General features: G+C 34.1%; 17 protein-coding genes and 2 tRNA genes. 13 read left to right on the top strand and 6 right to left on the bottom strand.

What is annotated here, in order from left to right; all coding sequences use genetic code 11:
• Positions 1-7 precede the first annotated feature (7 nt).
• The 13 genes from sbcB (at position 8) to A9G47_RS14815 (ending at position 10,151) form a co-directional block, all read left to right on the top strand.
• Entirely contained in the window at positions 8-1,441 is a 1,434-nt protein-coding gene (gene sbcB, locus A9G47_RS02660; RefSeq protein WP_065567555.1) for an exodeoxyribonuclease I, read from the top strand.
• Between the two features lie 101 nt (positions 1,442-1,542).
• Positions 1,543-1,998, top strand: a complete 456-nt coding sequence (locus tag A9G47_RS02655) for a CidA/LrgA family protein (protein ID WP_081303502.1) — start codon at positions 1,543-1,545, stop codon at positions 1,996-1,998.
• The gene (locus A9G47_RS02650; RefSeq protein ID WP_065567554.1) at positions 1,995-2,684 is read left to right on the top strand and encodes a CidB/LrgB family autolysis modulator; all 690 of its coding nucleotides are present in this window, start codon (positions 1,995-1,997) and stop codon (positions 2,682-2,684) included. The genes A9G47_RS02655 and A9G47_RS02650 overlap by 4 nt, the downstream gene beginning before the upstream one ends.
• 1 nt (position 2,685) lies before the next feature.
• On the top strand, positions 2,686-3,333 hold the full coding sequence (locus A9G47_RS02645) for an ElyC/SanA/YdcF family protein (RefSeq protein ID WP_065567553.1): 648 nt from the start codon (positions 2,686-2,688) through the stop codon (positions 3,331-3,333).
• A 157-nt stretch (positions 3,334-3,490) separates the two neighbouring features.
• Positions 3,491-4,219 carry an arginine ABC transporter ATP-binding protein ArtP gene (gene artP, locus A9G47_RS02640; RefSeq protein ID WP_065567563.1) on the top strand — a complete coding sequence of 243 codons (729 nt, stop codon included), beginning with the start codon at positions 3,491-3,493 and terminating at the stop codon, positions 4,217-4,219.
• A gap of 23 nt (positions 4,220-4,242) precedes the next feature.
• On the top strand, positions 4,243-4,977 hold the full coding sequence (locus tag A9G47_RS02635) for a transporter substrate-binding domain-containing protein (protein ID WP_065567552.1): 735 nt from the start codon (positions 4,243-4,245) through the stop codon (positions 4,975-4,977).
• Between the two features lie 134 nt (positions 4,978-5,111).
• On the top strand, positions 5,112-5,840 hold the full coding sequence (gene artQ / locus A9G47_RS02630) for an arginine ABC transporter permease ArtQ (protein WP_065580789.1): 729 nt from the start codon (positions 5,112-5,114) through the stop codon (positions 5,838-5,840).
• A 12-nt stretch (positions 5,841-5,852) separates the two neighbouring features.
• Positions 5,853-6,530: an arginine ABC transporter permease ArtM gene (gene artM / locus A9G47_RS02625; RefSeq protein WP_065567551.1), complete on the top strand. Its 678-nt coding sequence runs from the start codon at positions 5,853-5,855 to the stop codon at positions 6,528-6,530.
• Between the two features lies 1 nt (position 6,531).
• Positions 6,532-8,367, top strand: a complete 1,836-nt coding sequence (uvrC, locus tag A9G47_RS02620; protein ID WP_065567550.1) for an excinuclease ABC subunit UvrC — start codon at positions 6,532-6,534, stop codon at positions 8,365-8,367.
• A gap of 107 nt (positions 8,368-8,474) precedes the next feature.
• Positions 8,475-9,029 (top strand): CDP-diacylglycerol--glycerol-3-phosphate 3-phosphatidyltransferase, encoded by a 555-nt coding sequence (pgsA, locus tag A9G47_RS02615; protein WP_065567549.1) that lies wholly within the window; start codon positions 8,475-8,477, stop codon positions 9,027-9,029.
• Between the two features lie 236 nt (positions 9,030-9,265).
• A tRNA-Leu gene (locus tag A9G47_RS02610) sits at positions 9,266-9,353 on the top strand.
• 12 nt (positions 9,354-9,365) lie between these two features.
• A tRNA-Gly gene (locus tag A9G47_RS02605) sits at positions 9,366-9,441 on the top strand.
• 236 nt (positions 9,442-9,677) lie between these two features.
• A complete protein-coding gene (locus A9G47_RS14815) occupies positions 9,678-10,151 on the top strand; it encodes an integrase arm-type DNA-binding domain-containing protein (RefSeq protein ID WP_081303501.1) in 474 nt (157 codons plus the stop codon).
• Here A9G47_RS14815 and A9G47_RS13830 read toward each other — a convergent pair.
• The 6 genes from A9G47_RS13830 to A9G47_RS02580 form a co-directional block, all read right to left on the bottom strand.
• Entirely contained in the window at positions 10,054-10,497 is a 444-nt protein-coding gene (locus A9G47_RS13830) for an IS3 family transposase (RefSeq protein ID WP_141674789.1), read from the bottom strand. The two genes, A9G47_RS14815 and A9G47_RS13830, sit on opposite strands and share 98 nt — an antisense overlap.
• Before the next feature lie 9 nt (positions 10,498-10,506).
• Positions 10,507-10,632, bottom strand: coding sequence for a hypothetical protein (locus A9G47_RS14575; protein ID WP_255309192.1), 126 nt, complete (start codon positions 10,630-10,632; stop codon positions 10,507-10,509).
• Positions 10,632-10,889, bottom strand: coding sequence for a transposase (locus A9G47_RS02595; protein WP_065642090.1), 258 nt, complete (start codon positions 10,887-10,889; stop codon positions 10,632-10,634). Before A9G47_RS02595 ends, A9G47_RS14575 begins: the two co-directional genes overlap by 1 nt.
• Positions 10,890-11,135: 246 nt before the next feature.
• A complete protein-coding gene (locus A9G47_RS02590; RefSeq protein ID WP_065589096.1) occupies positions 11,136-12,473 on the bottom strand; it encodes an HlyD family type I secretion periplasmic adaptor subunit in 1,338 nt (445 codons plus the stop codon).
• Positions 12,473-14,581: a type I secretion system permease/ATPase gene (locus A9G47_RS02585; protein WP_065589097.1), complete on the bottom strand. Its 2,109-nt coding sequence runs from the start codon at positions 14,579-14,581 to the stop codon at positions 12,473-12,475. Before A9G47_RS02585 ends, A9G47_RS02590 begins: the two co-directional genes overlap by 1 nt.
• 115 nt (positions 14,582-14,696) lie before the next feature.
• Complete coding sequence (locus A9G47_RS02580) at positions 14,697-18,698, bottom strand: calcium-binding protein (protein WP_065642089.1); 4,002 nt, start codon at positions 18,696-18,698, stop codon at positions 14,697-14,699.
• Positions 18,699-19,291 lie beyond the last annotated feature (593 nt).

Raw genomic sequence — 19,291 nt, 5'->3', positions numbered from 1 at the left:
ACTCACCATGAAAAACAACTTAGAACAGCCAACTTTTTACTTTCATGATTATGAAACATTTGGAATTCATCCAGCATTAGACCGCCCTGCTCAATTTGCTGGAGTTCGTACTGATGCGGATTTTAATATTATTGAAGACCCACTAGTGATATATTGCCGTCAAACACAAGATTATCTACCTAGTCCAGAAGCTGTACTCATCACTGGAATTACACCTCAAAAAGCCAATCAAGAAGGTATTTGTGAAGCAGAATTTACCCGACTAATTCATCACGCTTTTTGCCACCCCAATACCTGTATTTTAGGCTATAACAATATTCGTTTTGACGATGAAGTAACGCGTAATATTTTATATCGCAATTTTTACGATCCCTATTCTTATAGTTGGCAAAATGGTAATTCAAGATGGGATCTTCTTGATGTTGTTCGAGCGTGTTATGCACTAAGACCTGAAGGTATCAACTGGCCGATTAATGATGCGGGATTACCTAGCTTTCGTTTGGAGCATTTAACAAAAGCGAATCATATTGAACATGAGCATGCACATGATGCAATGTCTGATGTGTATGCAACAATTGCCATGGCAAAATTAATAAAAACAAAACAACCTAAACTTTTCAATTACTTTTTTACATTACGCAACAAAAATAAAGTTGCTGAGCTTATTGATGTAATTAATATGAATCCTATTGTTCATATATCGGGCATGCTAGGTAGCCATCGAGGCAATCTATCATTAGTTTGCCCTATTGCTTGGCATCCGTTACAAAATAATGCCGTTATTGTTTGTGATTTAACTGGAGATATTAACTCAATTATTGATTTACCAGCAGAAAAAATTAAAGAAAAACTTTATACAAAAACAGAAGATCTTGAACTTAATGAATCACGAATTCCTTTAAAGTTAATTCATATAAACAAATGCCCTATTGTTGCTCCGTTAAAAACACTATTACCCGAAAACGCAACAAGGTTTGATATTGATATAGAACAATGTTTAATCAATCAACAACGGCTATTGCAAAATCAAACAATATTGCAAGATAAAATGAGAGAATTATTTGCAATAGATAATCATTTTTCGATTAGTTCTGATGTTGATGGTCAAATATATAGTGGTTTTTTAAATAGCCAAGACAAATTACGCTGTGAAACTATTCGAACAACACCGCCACATTTATTAGACAGCTTATCATTCACATTTGATGATCCTCGCTTAGCAACACTATTTTTTAGATATAAAGCACGTAATTACCCACAAATACTAACAGAGCATGAACAGATTATTTGGAAGGATTATTGCCGCGATAAATTTAATATCCAAAAAATTCAAGATTATTTACTAACCTTAGAACAGCTTGCGGAAACTTATATAGAACAGCCGGAAAAGCTTTTAATACTAAAACAACTTTATCAATATTGTCATTATTTAGTTGGATAATTAGATTTGACGGGCGTATGATATGCTTTATTCAATTTATGTCAACGCTAACTACAGGCATATAGTCATAATTAAAAATTAAGATTAATAGCATTCACGTTATGAAACATTTTTTAGCGAAGCACGCCACAATAAGACATCGACTTTATTCTTTGTACTATACACTGTTCAGTTATAGCCGAGGGTTGATTATACTGACTATTTGCTTATGGGCAGGAAACATTATTTCTAAAATATTACCGATAATGATCCCTGGTAGTATTATCGGTTTGTTGATTCTATTTTTCTTACTTGCTTTTCAACTTATTCCTACTTGTTGGATTAAAAATAGTTGTAACCTTTTCATGCGTTACATGACATTACTTTTTATTCCCGCAGCTATGGGAATAATGGATAATTATTCACTCTTATTGCAAAACTGGATACCTATAATATTTAGTAGTGTAGGAGGATCATTTATTGTACTGCTACTAACTGCATTTTTAACTGAACATTGCCATCGCTTACCAACTAAGAGCTCAATTGTTGAATCCGAAAAAAAGGAAAATCAACCATGATATGGATGTTACCTTTAACACTTGGGGTTTTTCTCATTGTTCGTCGGGTTGCATTGAAACTAAAAAATCCGCTATTCAACCCTTTAGTGATTTCAGTCATTGTATTAATTCCAATTTTACTAATAACCAACACAAGTTATGTGGAATATGTTAGTAACATACAAATTATTAATGACTTATTACCTTACTCCGTGGTTGCTTTAGCCTACCCTTTATATGAATTGATTCCACAAATCAAAGCGCGTTGGAAATCGATAATGCTTATTACCTTTACCGCATCAATTGCTTCAATGATAACAGGCGTTTGTATTACATTTTGGTTAGGTGGTAATGATGAAATAGCCGCATCGGTTTTACCAAAATCAGTTACAACGGCAATTGCAGTGACTATTGCCAGCAATCAGGGAGGAATTCCGTCTATTGCAGCATTATGTGTAATACTTGTTGGCACATTAGGTGGCATATTTGGACATCAAATATTAAATTTATTTAAAATAAAATCGGCCTCAGCTAGAGGATTATCTATTGGTGCTGTATCGCATGCTGTTGGTACTGCTCGTTGTATTGAAGTAGATTACAACGAAGGCGCCTATAGTTCGTTATCTTTAGTATTATGCGGTATTATGACATCATTGACAGCGCCTTTTTTATTTCCAATAATGGTAATTATTTTTGACTGGTTATAGCATGAACTTAAAAAAGCTTATTGCTTATTTTACTGGATTGTGCTTGATTACAATGTCTGCAATATTGGGGTTAGACTATTGGATCAGCTACAAAACGGCACCTTATATTTACCATGATGAAAACAAACTGCCATACCGTCCGATCGGTGTGGTACTTGGTACAGCAAAATATGTTCGTGGTGGCGGAATAAATGGCTTTTATCGGAATCGTATTGATGGAGCCATCGATCTATACTGGCAAAATAAAGTTGATTATCTATTATTAAGTGGCGATAACGCGCTTTTGAGTTACAACGAACCCATCACCATGAAGAAAGATTTAATAAAAGCAGGTATTCCTAGCGATTCGATTGTTTTAGATTATGCCGGCTTTAGAACATTTGATTCGGTAGTTCGAGCCAATAAAGTATTTGATGCCAATGACTTTACTATTATTACGCAAGAGTTTCACTGTGAACGGGCTATTTTTATTGCGCTTGCACATAACATTCAAGCACAATGTTTTGCTGTACCAGCACCAGCAAGCATGAAACTAGTGCGCATTCGTGAAATGTTTGCACGCGTCAGTGCCTTTATTGATCTCTATATTCTTAATAAAGAACCCAAATATCTTGGCCCAGTAATTCCTATCATTACTAATAGTCATTAGTTTTATTTAGCCTAAATTTTTTGTAAAGAAAATTCAGGTAATACGTCTATTTTGGTATAAAAACACAGCAAAGAAAAGATTGTCCAATAAATTAGATTGCATTTTTATGCAAAAAAAAGTAATATTTAATCAATTATACAGTCAAGAAAAAAATATAATGAATATTGAATTAAACCATATTAACTGTTTTTATGGTGCACATCAGGCCTTAAATGATGTTTCTCTTAGCTATCCACTTGGCGAAACAATTGTATTACTTGGTCAAAGTGGTGCTGGTAAAAGCTCTTTATTAAAAGTATTCAATTTACTTGAAATACCGACATCAGGTAAAATGACTATTGCCAACTCACATTTTGATTTTTCTGAAAAAATCAGCGAATCCACAATTCGACACCTTCGCAAAAATGTCGGCATGGTTTTTCAAAATTACAATTTATGGCCACATTTAACGGTGCTAGAAAATTTGATTGAAGCGCCCTGCCAAGTTTTAAAGTTATCAAAAAAAGAAGCTAGCGATAAAGCAATGGCAATTTTAGCGCGGTTACAAATTGATAATATGGCTCAGCGTTATCCCCTTCATCTTTCAGGAGGTCAACAACAAAGAGTGGCTATTGCAAGGGCATTAATGATGGAGCCACAAATATTATTATTTGATGAACCAACAGCCGCATTAGATCCAGCGATCACATCACAAATTGCTGAAATTATTAATGAGCTTTCGCAAACAGGTATTACACAAATTATTGTGACTCATGAAGTCGATTTTGCGCGCAAAGTAGCTTCACAAGTCATTTATATGGAGCATGGCAAAATTATTGAGCAAGGACAACTTGAATGCTTTGCACATCCTAAAACCGAGCAATTTAAAGCTTATTTATCACATTAATTAAAATAAAATTGGGTGGATATATGAAAAAAACGTTACTAGCCATTTGTCTTGCAGGAACAACATTTTTAGCTCAAGCTGTAGACACTTTAACCATCGGCACTGAAGCAACTTATGCGCCTTTTGAATTTACTAATGAAAAAAATGAAATTATTGGCTTCGATATTGATGTCATAAATAAAATTTGTGATGAAATAAAAGCATCTTGTAAAGTGGTTAATCAATCATTTGATGGCCTAATTCCTAGCTTAAAAACACGTCGAATTGATGCTGCTATAGCGGGTATTGACATTACGCCAGAACGACAAAAACAAGTTGATTTTACAAAAATTTATTATGATGATAGCTCAATTCAGTTTATTACATTAAAAGATACACTAACGGATCTTGAACAATTAAAGGGTAAACGTGTTGGGATCCAAAAAGGCACAACTTATCCAAAATACCTAAATGAAAAGTACCCAGATGTCAAACAGGTAAGTTATGACAGCTATCAGTACGCTATTTTAGATTTAAAAGCTAAGCGAATTGATGCAATCGTTTCAAGTTCAATTGTTGCTGGTGAATGGTTAGGTAAAGATGCAGACATCGTTCCTTTAAGTGATAAAATTATTGACCACGACTTTTTTGGTGAAGGGCTAGGAATTGCGATACGTAAAGGTAACGAGAAGCTACTTAACCAATTTGATCAAGCAATAGATAAACTGAAAGCTAACGGTGAACTAGATGCTATCTATAAAAAATGGTTTAACAAATAAACTTTATATTTAAATATATATTTTATAATAATGACCTCGCCGCATTCACTTGCGGCGAATTTATTTTTTAATTTAATCTTGGTTTTTTTATGTTTGATTTTTTTGCAAATGAAATGAAATGGGTTTTGTCTTCAATGGATGGTTATATTTTGCCGCTTATTGAAGCTACTTCTACCACATTATCATTAGCCTTTGTATCATTAATTGTTGGGATTATATTTGCTTTTATTTTCTCAATATTAGAATCCGTTCCATTCAAACCCATTGCATGGACCATGTCTTTATTTAACTTAACTATTCGAGCATTACCCGAATTATTAATTGTGATAGCCATTTATAACGGTTTACCTTTATTATTGATATTATTAAATGATGGCTTCACCATTGATCTGTATTTTACCTCTTTAACAATACAGCTAAACATTGAAGATTTTAATGTTAGCCCTTTTTTATGTGGTGTTGCCGCACTTTCTCTTCTCTATGCTGTTTATGCCTCTCAAACTTTACGTGGTGCATTTAAAGCAATTTCTAATGGACAACGGCAGGCCGCGCAAGTTTTAGGACTAAGCAAATCTCGCACATTCTTTCGCATTATTATGCCACAAATGTGGCGCCATGCTTTACCGGGCCTAAGTAATCAATGGTTAATATTATTAAAAGATACGGCATTAGTTTCAGCAATTGCCATTAATGATTTAATGATGCAAACCAAAACCATTGTTGCACGAACCAATCAACCTTTTTTATGGTATATCGTAGCTATGATTATTTATCTAATTATCTCAATTTTTAGTCAAAAAATTATATCGCGCATTGAAAAACGCTCAACCTATTTTGAACAACCTACCTCAGCGAAAAATTAGTAAGGTCGCATTATGTTTGATAATTTTATTCATTACCTAAAAATAATCTGCCAAGGTCTTCCTGAAACATTAAGTTTAAGCATTTTAGGTATTTTATCTGCAGGAGTTATTGCTACTTGCTTATCATGTTTATTATCACTAAATCACTTTATACTAAATAAAGTAATACGCACATATATTATTATATTTACCGGTACACCTTTACTTGTACAGCTATTACTTATTTATTATGGACCATCACAGTTTAAAGATATTTTAATCAAAGTACCATTACTTTATAATACCATCTCATCACCTTGGTTTTGTGCCTATTTGGCATTAACACTTAACAGCGCTGCCTATACAACGCAAATTTTTTATGGCTCGTTAAAAGCCTTACCTAAAGGACAATGGCAAGCTTGTAAAGCACTTGGTATGGATAAAATACAAACGTTAAAAGTTGTTTTTCCTTATGCTTTAAAACGTGCACTTTCCACTTATTCAAATGAAGTCGTGTTTGTCGTAAAAGGTACTGCATTAGCCGCAATGATTCCTGTGATGGATGTGATGGGTTATAGTAATGATTTGAATGCGGATTACTACGATTTCACTATTTTTATTGCTGCTGGGCTAGTTTACCTCTTGATAAATGGTTTGCTTAGCACCATTATGAGGATAATAGAGAAAAAAGCCCTCACATTTGAAAACTAATATGAACTCATTTGATTCAGCATCTTTTTTAAAAACTGTCCCACATAAACCGGGTATTTATCAAATGTTTAATGATAAACAGACGATTATTTATGTGGGAAAGGCAAAAGATCTTAATAACCGTCTAAAAAGCTATTTTAACAATAGCAAAAAAACCTTAAAGACAGATATGCTAGTTAGTCATATCCGCCATGTTGAATTCACAATTACTAATACCGAAACCGAAGCTTTACTACTTGAACAAACTTATATAAAAAAGTATCAGCCACGATACAATGTGCTTTTAAAAGACGATAAAAGCTACCCATTTATAAAATTAAGTAAAGAACAACATCCTCAACTATCGCTTTACCGAGGAGCTGTAAATCGGAAAAAAGATGAGTTCTTTGGTCCTTATCCCAGTGGCTATGCTGTTAAACAAATATTAGCCTTGTTACAAAAAACATTTCCAATAAGACAATGCCTGAATTCGACATATCGCAATCGCACCCGTCCTTGTCTACAATATCAAATTAAGCGTTGTTTAGGGCCTTGCGTACCTGGTTTAGTGAGTGATGAAGATTACCAACAGCAAGTTAACTATGTAAGGTTATTTCTGTCTGGGCAATCAGAACAAATCTTACAAAAAATCACTGAAGATATGCAAAAAGCCAGCAATGAACTTAATTTTGAAAAAGCGGCAACACTACGCGATCAACTACAAGCAATAAAACATATCAATGAAAAACAAGCAATTTATAACAATAATGATAATCTTGATGTGATTGGCTTTCATTATGAATTAGGTTTAGCGTGTATATATGTTTTATTTATTCGCAACGGGCAAACCTTTGGTCATCGATCTTACTTCCCTAAAGTACCATCCAATACGGAATTAGAAGAAGTTATTGAAACATTTATAGGGCAATTTTATTTGCAAGGTAATCAAAACCGCAACATTCCTAAGAAAATTTTGTTGAATTATTCTTTATCGGATAAAAAACCTATAGAAGAGACACTGTCACTTATTGCTGAACACCAAGTTAAATTGGTTGATGAACCTAAAGGTGATAATCTAAAATTACTCAACATTGCAACGGTAAATGCTCAAACTGAAGTAAAAAATAAGCTATTAGCAAACTCAACCATAAAACAACGTTACGATGCATTAAAAGCTTTTTTAGGGATTGATAAAATTAACCGCATGGAATGCTTTGATATTAGCCATTTTATGGGCAAAAACACCATTGCATCTTGTGTTGTTTTTGACGATAAAGGACCTGTTAAAGCCGAATTTCGACGCTATAATATTACAGGTATCACACCAGGTGATGATTATGCAGCAATGGAACAAGTATTAACACGCCGTTACAACAAAAAAGAGCTTCCTGACGAAAAAATCCCCGACATCATTTTTATTGATGGCGGTAAAGGACAACTTAACCAAGCGTTGCAAGTATTTGACCAATTGAATGTTAATTGGAATAAAAATCATCCTATTTTAATTGGGGTAGCAAAAGGCGCTGAGCGTAAAGAAGGATTAGAAACCCTTTTCTTTGAGGCTCATGGCTCTGGGCGCTATCTGGATGATCATTCCCCTGCTCTATTACTCATTCAACAGATCAGAAATGCATCACACGATCATGCCATTGTCGGCCAACGAAAAAAAGGCATCAAACAACTTACCGATAGTGCTTTGGAACATATTGAAGGAGTTGGAGCCAAAAGAAGGCAAGCATTACTTAAACACTTTGGTGGGTTAAGAGAACTAAAAAATGCCAGCATTGATGAAATAGCGCAAGTGCAAGGAATATCTAAATCATTAGCTGAAAAAATTTATCTAAATTTAAAGCAATAACACATTGAAAAATTAACATTTTTCAGGCAACATAATCACCAATAAAAAACTATTTTTCGCTAATTACTAATGCATTGATTAATAAAATAAAAAAGAGCTTCTATCACATGAAAATTAATTTTCCAACAGCCTTAACACTATTTAGAGTCATTTTAATTCCTTTTTTTGTGATGGCATTTTATTGGTTTCCTCATCAATGGGCTGGTTTTTTTTCTGCATTGATTTTTTTAATTGCGGCCGTAACCGATGTTTTAGACGGCTATCTTGCCCGTCGCTTAGGACAAACAACTAAATTTGGTGCTTTTTTAGATCCTGTTGCTGATAAAATTATGGTGACAATTGCTTTAGTTTTAATTACACAATATTATCAAGCATGGTGGATCTCTATTCCAACAATTATTATTGTTTCACGCGAAATTATCATATCTGCCCTACGAGAATGGATGGCTGAAATTGGTAAACGTAAAAGCGTGGCCGTTTCGTCAATTGGTAAAATAAAAACAATTACCCAAATGACCGCGTTAACTTGGTTACTATGGCGTCCTTGTGATATGGTCATTTATGCTGGTCTCGTTGCATTATTTATTGCGACAGTTTTAACACTATTATCAATGTTACAATATTTATGGATAGCGCATAGTGATTTATTAGAAGAAGAATAACCAACTCTCTATATTTCTGAGCAAACACTTTTTTATATAAGTAATTTTGTTCAATCAAAACGTATAAACAAAATTACTTATCGCCTTATCAATTAACTGACACCCCTATTTTAATCATTAATTAGCTAAACATTGAGCAATTAAACAATTAATTTAAAATTTCTATTGACTGAAATCATAAGATAGGTAAAATGCACTGCATTCAAAGCGAATTACTTTTTGTAAGTCAGTTTTGAGCCCGGGTGGTGAAATCGGTAGACACAAGGGATTTAAAATCCCTCGGCCTTTTTGGCCGTGCGAGTTCAAGTCTCGCCCCGGGCACCAACCTTTACTTATGCGGGAATAGCTCAGTTGGTAGAGCACGACCTTGCCAAGGTCGGGGTCGCGAGTTCGAACCTCGTTTCCCGCTCCATCTCATAGTATAATACATTTCTATAAGTTTCTAAAACTGTTTTAAAATTATTGAGTTGTGTTTATTTTCATTCTTATATGTTCCTATAAAATCTTATGAGTTCCAAGAGATTTAAGTATAAGTAACTCTTAAATTTAAAATAAGTAACCGTCAATTCTCTTTTCTTTGTTAATGAAATCAATTTATTACTGTATTTTTTCTTCAATTGTTTTCGCCTTGGCTAACTTAAAAGCAAAATTCAATTTTTTAACGATAGAAGAGGATATATATGTCTAAATTATCTGATACTAAAAATTAAAGCAGCAAAAGCGAAGGATAAAGCCTATACACTAAATGATAGCTTGGAACTAATGATAAAAATTAAGCCTACTGGAGCTAAACTCAAGGACTTTAGGTTTTACTGGTATAACAAGCAACAACTCATGTCGTTTAGTCGATATCCTGAAATAAACCTATCTGATGCCAGAAAGCTTAAGGAGGAGACGCGTGAATATGTGGTTAAAGGCATTGATCCAAGGCTTCAATTAACAATAAAAAAGAATAAAATAGCACCGCAAGAAGATAAAAATACAACGCCCCTGTTTAGCGAATATGCTTTAGAGTGGAAAAAAATTAAAATTGAAAAACTCTATATCTATATAGGTAGAGAGGATGCATTAAAAAGAATGGATACCCATGATATTCGACCAGTTTATCTAAGTAACGGGTAATCCTTCCTGCTGGTAAGCTTACTGCAATATCAATACCTAACGCCTCACGATTAAAGTCATCGATGACATTGAATGTCCTAAAGCGACGTTGATTACGGCTACTGTCACTCATAAAATCCATTGACCAACATTCACCTTGTTTATTGGGAGCCAATAACTTTTCTGGCGCCCGAGGTGGAATTCGTTGTTTTCGTTTTGTTTTAAGATTCAGTTTTAACTCACAATACACCCGATATACCCGTTTATGATTCCATTGATAGCCGAGCTTTCTGATACGATTAAAACATTTAGGAAAGCCCCAGCATAAATGCCTATCTGTAATAGCATTCAACACCGAAACAATCACCGAATCATCCTACAACTTAGGTTGATAATAGTAAGCACAACGGCTTAAACCAACAATGGCACAACTCATAACAATAGTAACCGAATGATTTTGTTGTAGTTGCTGTGCCCATGTTTTACGCGCCTTTGTGGGCACTAAAGCTTTTTTATGATTTCTTTCTGAAGCTGGGATTTTAAACTTAGCTCAGCAAACATCTGTTTAAGCTTACGATTTTCAGCCTCAAGCTCCTTTAAGCGTTTGATATCCGACGTTTCCATACCGCCATATTTTCCCCGCCATTTATAGAAAGTTGAATTACCCATGCCATATTTACGACAGAGTTCCTTGACAGGAATACCTGCTTCAGCTTCTTTTAAAATAGCGACGATTTGATGTTCAGTCATTTTTTTCATAATTAAATCCTCTTTTACTTTTATCATAGAGAATTTTCTACTTTTTTGCTGTACTATTTTAGGGGATAGTTACAGTAACACATATTCAAGTTGTTTTTCTAATTCAAAAAGCTCTAATTTTGGTTTAATAATATTTACTGTTTGATTTACGTCGGGCACTTCTTATAAGATCATTTTAGCTATAAATTGGAACAATCTCGTGTTTTCCTACATATTAATCGCGCATTAATTCATTGGATTAATGTACTAGCGTTGCTTACCAACATCATCCAAAGCCTCCATCATTGGGCTTAATAAATAACTTAATACTGTCCTTTGCCCTGTTATTATTTCCGCAGAAATAGACATTCCAGGCTCTAAATTAACAGGTTGGTCATCAATAATTAAGTGGTTTTTGTTTAATTCAATAACAGCCTTATACACAAGCCCTAAGTCTTTATCTTCAATAGCATCGGAAGAAATGTTTAACAATGTACCTTCAATCCAACCATAACGCGTAAAATCAAATGTATCAATTTTTACAGTAACCAATTGGTTTTTCCTTAAAAAACCAATATCTTGGTTTTTTACCAAAACTTCTGCAATCAGCTTTTCATTTTCAGGAACAATTTTCAATAGCTCTTGAGGAGCTTCAACCGCAGCACCAGCATCTCGATAAGCTAATGCTTCCACAATCCCTGCAATTGGTGCTTTTAACTCATATTGTGCAATAAGCGCTTCTAGCTGTTTTTGCTGTACGGATAATATATGATTTTGATTCAGTTTTTGTATTTTTTCTTGCTCAATTTCTTTAATTTTATCGGCAATATGAGAATTCATTTGTGTATCAATTTGAGAATAACTTGCTTGCATTTCTTTCATTTTTGCTTCTGCTGCACTCACAGTAAATTTTGCTTCTAAATATTTTTTCTTAACCTCAAGTAAACTATCTTTACTCGTCATCTTTTTTTTATACAACAAATCCAACGCCCGATGTTGCTCTTCATAAATTGGCAATAGATTTTCCGCCATCTCTTTTTGAGCTTGATAATTTTCTATCTGAGCCATTAAAATTTGTTGATTTAACTTATAAACCTCTTTTTCATTATAATCATCCTCTACTTCAGCTTTAAGTAGCATAGAAATCTGTTTAGCAAGTATTGGCGACTCTTTTTGTAACTCGGTAGAAAGTATCATCGGTGCAGGACGATTGAGGTAATGTTCATAAAGTAATGTCAATCTAGCAATATGAAAGCGATTAATCTGTTGTTGTAATATATTCTCTTCTAATTGTGCTACCAATGATTTGCTATTTAATTTAATTAAAGTCTGTCCCTTTTCAACATGTTCGCCTTCTTTAACCAATACGGCAATAATTTCAGCTGTGACTGAAGTATTAACGGGTCTTGATAGCTCATTGACAACTAATTTTCCTCGAGCCATGGCAACAATATCAACTTTACTTAATGAAGCCCAGAAGATGACAATAACAAATAAAATAATAATCACCCATAGTAGCAACCGGCCAAGGGGAGATGGTGGAGTCTCTTGAACCTCTAATACAGCAGGCAAAAACTCACGGTATTTTTGTTTCATCTGTTTCATCAATGGCCTCCACTCTGTAAATCATACAGTTTATGGTAGATCCCTTTTATTTCTAATAACATTTGGTGAGATCCTTGTTCAACAATTTCACCTTTTTCCATCACAATAATGCGATTGGCATGCCTAACCGTTGATAAACGGTGAGCAATAATAAAAACCGTTTTATCATGACAAATTTTTGCCATATTCTCTTGAATAATCTGCTCTGATTCATAATCAAGCGCGCTAGTTGCTTCATCAAAAATAAGCAGTTTAGGATTTGTTATCAATGCACGAGCAATACCGATTCGCTGCTTCTGTCCACCAGATAATTGTCCTCCATTTTCGCCGACTGGCGTGTCATATCCTAATGGAAATTCACTAATAAAATCATGAGCCCCAGCCATTATTGCAGCATTAACTACAGCTTCAAGAGAAGCATCAGGAATCGCCAATGCAATATTATCACGGATAGAGCCATTAAAAAGCTGCGTTTCTTGTAATACCACTCCGATTTGTTTACGTAGCCATTGGGGATCAGTTTGTGCAATATCAATGCCATCGATAAAAACTTGTCCTTCTATCGGAACATAAAGTCGCTGTAACAGCCGAGTTAATGTACTTTTACCCGATCCTGAGCGTCCAACAATACCGATAACTTCACCAATATTAACCGATAAATTCACTTGTCGAATCACAGGCGCTGCATCTGGCCTATAAGCAAAAGAAATATTAGCAAAACGGATATGACCCTTAATTTCCTTCAAAACACTACTATTTTCTTGTTGCCGCTCTGCAGGTACATTTAGTATATCACCCAATCGTTTTACTGAAATCGAAACCTGCTGAAAACTTTGCCATAACTGTACTAATCGCAATACGGGGGCTGTAGCTTGTCCAGAAAACATATTAAAGGCGACCAAACCACCAACGGTCAACTTGCCTTCTATCACTAAATTAGCGCCATACCATAAAATAACAACACTCGTTAATTTATTAACGAGTTGAGATATTTGACCTGCTACATTCCCTAAATTTTGCGTTTTAAAACAACTTGTCACAAAATAGGCAATTTGCTCATCCCAACGACGCGTCATATGATTTTCAACCGCCATAGCTTTAACTTGCTCAACACCAGAGATACTTTCAACTAAAAATGCTTGATTTTTAGCCCCTTGTTGAAACTGCTCATCAAGACGCCTACGTAACACTGGGGTAATAAAAGTTGATAACAAAATGTAAGGAATCAATGAAACTAAAACAATTAATGTCAGGGGAATACTATAAAATGCCATAATTACAAAAAAAACAATCGCAAAAAGAATATCCAAACAAAGCGTCATTGCACTTCCAGTTAAGAACTCACGTACTGTTTTTAGTTCATAAACACGAGCAACGGTAATACCAACCTGACGAGACTTAAAATAGCTTAAAGGTAATGAAAGCAAATGTTTATATAGTAACGAGCTGAGCATAACATCAATACGTTGCGAAGTATGCGCCATTTGATAATTACGTAGTCCACCTAAAATCACATCAAAAATCACAACGGTTAACATTCCGATAGCTAATACATCTAATGTTGTTAAACTTTGATGAGCAAGCACTTTATCTACAACTACCTGAAAAAATAAAGGTGTAACCAGAGCCAAAATTTGGATAAAGAATGAAGCTAATAAAATTTCACCAATCAGTTTTTTATAACGCATAAAAGCTTGAAAAAACCATTGGATATTAAACTCTCTATTTATGGATTCCCATGTAATTCGTTTGGTAAATAAAAACGCACTGATTTTTTCTTGTAGCTGTGGAGCTATCACTTCTGGTTGTTTTTTATGGGGAGATTGTATCAGCCATTGCCCATCTTTTACGGCTAATAAAACGACATAGCCTTGCTGCTCTAAATAAACAATAATTGGAGTAGAAATTTTATTATTTAGATTTAGTTTATCAACATAGCGACATTTTAACCCTGTTTTTTTGACAGCCCTAACAAATTGGAGCGAGATATCATGTTCATCATCAAGATAGAACTGCTCTTGTAATGATTTAATATTGACCGCTACGCCATAAAATTCAGCGACAATCGTAAATCCTAACCATAAATCATTATACTTTTCTTTTTGCATCAATTTTTCCAAAATAATCACTTTTCCATGCAGACCAACGAAACAGATTTTTAAATTCAAAATAAAAGACAGCTATTATCAACTGTCTTTTGATGACTATGAAATCTAAAGATTACTAGGCTTTGATTGAATGATTAAAATGCGGCAATGGATTAGCCAACATTAACTCACATGTTACCGCATCACTATCATCATCTGATGCAACAAAAGCACTTACGCTCTGCGTTATCAATGTAAAGTTAGATATAGGTGCATTTGATGAAAATACTGGTAGTGGTATACCATCATTAATATGAGCATTAATATCAGCCGCTAACCACGATGAGCCATCAGCAAATTGGAAAATATCAATTTGGGAAGATAATTTAGTATCCAAGTTAGTTGAAAACCAATTCTTAATCGTAATGGAATCAGTACCAAATGTTAATAAAAGATCTGTAGCCGATTTTTTAATATCAATCATTTTTGCTGAAATTCCATCACCAAAACGAATCATATCAACATCCGATTTTATTCTATTTAAGAAACCGGTGTATCCTAACTCGCCTCGATTATCTATTGTATCGTGACCATCGCCCAGATTGAACAAATAGGTATCGTTTCCTGCTCCGCCTGATAAAAGGTCATTCCCTTTACCACCCGATAAGATATCATTGCCTTTACTTCCTAAAATGGTATCATTTCTATCTGTGCCAATCATATATAGATGGTTATTTAATACTTCATCCCACGTTAATTTTGTACCATCCGCAAAAATGAACTCTTCAATAACGTTATTTGTATTAATGCTTGCTCTTGCTGACGTTGCATCAGAAAAGATATTCTTAAAGGTTATACTACTGTTGCCTCCAATTAATGTTGCAATTATATCAGTACCTTGGCGTGAAAATCTAATATCACTTGGCATAATTCCATCAACAAATTCTAACTTATCGTTACCACCTAATTCAGTTATCTGATCATGCCCACTATTACGCCCAAATCGATAAATATCATTGTAATTTGAACTTAACAATGTTTCATCTTTTACTGTGCCTGAGGTAATAATCGGACTATTATTATACCAATCTTTAATATTAAGTTGGGAGCCATCTGTAAATTCAAAGAAATCAACTCTTGCTGCTAATTGAGTATCACCTGTTGAAAACCAATTTTTTATCGTAATTGAATTTTGGCTATTTATAGATATAACTAAATCTTTGTTTCTTCTAGCACAGCTTAACATATCAGCGCTAATACCATCACCAAAACGGATAGTATCAACATCCGATTTTATTCTATTTAAGAAACCAGTGTATTCTAATTCGCCTCGATTATCTATTGTATCGTGACCGTCGCCCAGATTGAACAAATAGGTATCGTTTCCTGCTCCGCCTGATAAAAGGTCATTCCCTTTACCACCCGATAAGATATCATTACCTTTACTTCCTAAAATGATATCATCTTTATCTGTGCCAATCATATATAGATGGTTATTTAGTACCTCATCCCACGTTAATTTTGTACCATCCGCAAAAATGAACTCTTCAATAACATTATTTGTATTAATGCTTGCTCTTGCTGACGTTGCATCAGAAAAGATATTCTTAAAGGTTATACTACTGTTGCCTCCAATTAATGTTGCAATTATATCAGTACCTTGACGTGAAAAAATAATATCTTCAGCACTAATATTATTCATAAATAATAGCTTATCAATCCCTGATGAGTCGCTAATTAATTCATGACCAGATCGACCAAATACATAAAAGTTATTACCCGTTAATGTATTTTCACCCAAACTATTTTTAATCGACTGATAATATTCATTAGAACTACTGTATGTCAAATAACCATCAATAACTTCTTTCAGTAAAAGTTTTTTTGTCGGATCAGTTATCTGATTAAGATGATGCTCTAACCCTGAAAAATCAATCACAACATTTCCATTATTAATATCTATTTTTAATAATTTAAATGCATCTTTAAATTCTGTTTGTGCTAAAAGGTTAGCTGTAACATAATGTTTGAATTTATTATATTCTCCCATTAATAAATTAGCAGCAATTGTACCTGCTGGAGGAGCATTATCTCCATAATAAACATTAGTATATTTTTCCCCCGTAATGATTTCCAATACGGTTAACTTTCTAGCATCTATATTACCTCGACTATTCGGGTCAACCTGAGTTACATTAGCCCAAGTAAAAATAATATCGTCAATAATCTGTAGAATGTCAGTTGTTATAGGATTAGCAATAAATTTATCGAGTAAATTTCTTAATTGTACATTTTGGCTTAATGCAAGAGATAAGTTAACAAGATTGCCAAATCCTCGAATAGCAGGATACTTTCCAACCTCATTAATATAGTGTTCTTTGCCAGCATAAATCGTGTTTGCTTGATTTGTTTCAAACCAAACGTCGGTAGACAGCCCTTTTTTTCCATCAGTGTAGGTGATTTCAGCTGTTAAGCGATGCTCATTTCCGTTATTATCCACATACTTTGATGTTGAATATTTTGTACTAATAGAGGAAATTCCCGCTTGTTCTAAAGTCAGTAGCTCATTTTCATCAGTAAGCCCATTGCTATTTTTATCTTGCCATACTTTTAATTTTTGCCAGATACTATCTTTAGCATCAATAACGCCATCACCATTTTCATCATATTGGGCTAATGCTTGGTAACCATTTTTAGCTGTTTTTCCATTTTGTAATAATGTGCTTTCACCAAACAATTCTCTTCCATTATCAATGACACCATTATTATTCAAATCTAACACCAGCAATCCATCGTCTGCACCAACCCATCCAGTATTTTCAGCGAATTGGTTAGCATTTAAATCAAAATGAATATTTTTATCTTTACTAATAGTTTCAACTCCATCACGATCCAGATCGATAATAATTGGAGACCATGCACTTTTTGCAAGATCGGGAATAGAAGGAAATAACGATAAAATAGGATCCAAAATAGCATTTCCAACATCATTAAGTAGTTCCTTTACCTTATCCCATAGATCAATTACTCCATTCTTATCTTTATCTCGAAATAGATGAGCAAACTCGTCTATTACCTTATCAGAGAGCATACCAGCCGCCGCCGCCGCACCAAAACCGATACCGATAGCACCTAAAGCTGGTGCGCCAAGTCCCAAAGCAATACTAGTGGCAACAGATCCAACCAATGACCCTAGTATATTGCTAGTAAGCGTTTTAACACCAAACTCAAGCAAAATTCCTCTTGCTTCATCAACATCCCCTCTATCAAGTGCAGCCTGAGCTCTTAATGATGCGTCAACAAGCCCAACGCCCGTCATAATATAGCCCAAAATACGAATGCGCATCTCGAATATTTTACCTGTTGATGCTAAATAGGTAGAAGTTTGATAAACACTTTTCTGCATTTCTGGCGATAAATTGAGATAAGCATTTTTAAGGTTATTAATATTATCATTATGCAAATTTCCGTCAGAATCACTAAGTTGTAACCAAGGTTCAACATTATTTGGTGCTAACGTAGTTCCTGCTGCATCCAAACCAGCAATATTTTTAATATGCTTAAAAACAGTATTAACTCCTTTTTCTGTTGCTAAAGAATTTAATTCTGATATTGGAAGACCATTGACTGATGTCACCTTTTGATTATTCAATAATGCCGGTAGATCAGTTGCACCAAAAACATCCCTAGGGTTCATTTCAAATCCACCAATTACACGAACATCACCGACTGTGGCATCAACAAACCGTTCAGAAATAGTATCGTATGCACCATTGGGTTGGCGGACACCATTAATATTGGTTCCATAAAGGAATTCATATGCTTGGTTAGATAACTGATTCTGTTCATTTTCACCAAATATCTGTTTTAACTTCAGATTTAAAGGTGAACCATTTACCAAAGCCTCAGATAAAAATTTAGCAGCCTCAGTATTATCAATGAGACGAAGAGTAGAGTTATTTTTTAATGTAGCGATAATCTCTGATGTATGTGTCCCAGAATCTAGTACACCTGAGTAGAGAATTGTCGTTTTACCATGAGTATTAATATCTAGTTGCTGTATTAAATTACGTAATCCATCTGCATCATTAATTTGAACTAATTGTTTTTCCGCTTCTTCTTTAGTAAATCCCACCATATTTTCCTATACCTCTAATATAATATATCGATTATCTGTTGGTTTATAACGTGCTAGAAATCAAACTTAATAAGTGCTTTCACTCTAGATTCTAAATTATCTCTAATTTAACCACTTTCATAGACCGTTAACATGTCTTTCAAAATGGCTAACAGCTCCTCCTTTGACATAGTTGGCAAAACAACAAGAAATTGATATTCAGGATAAATATCTACTTAGCGATTAGGTCAAGTATACCCGAATAGCTATTCACAATTCAGCACACAAACAATCACATAACTAATTCCTTCATGTTTTATCCATACACCAAATAACTAATGAACGCCAAAACTATCTAATAGTTCAGACATATTTGTATCCCTCTGATTGTACTTATTCCATAGATTATCTGACTCTTCGTCTGAGACATATTCATTTACAAATGGTATGAGTTATTCCTTAATTTAGTCGTTTTAAATGCTTTTGGATTTTCTACATAAAAACGATAAGTGTTAATAAACAAAATTATAAATAAAATAGGTAGTTTGTAAATAACCAAAAACAGATTATAACTATTAGTTATCAGTAAATGATTTTATTAAATAATTATTATA

The organism is Gilliamella sp. WF3-4 (assembly GCF_001690275.1).
In the GTDB taxonomy this organism is placed as follows: Bacteria; Pseudomonadota; Gammaproteobacteria; order Enterobacterales; family Orbaceae; genus Gilliamella; species Gilliamella apicola_C.
Note: the sequence above shows the minus strand (reverse complement) of the source record. Positions and strands in the feature narration are given on the sequence as shown.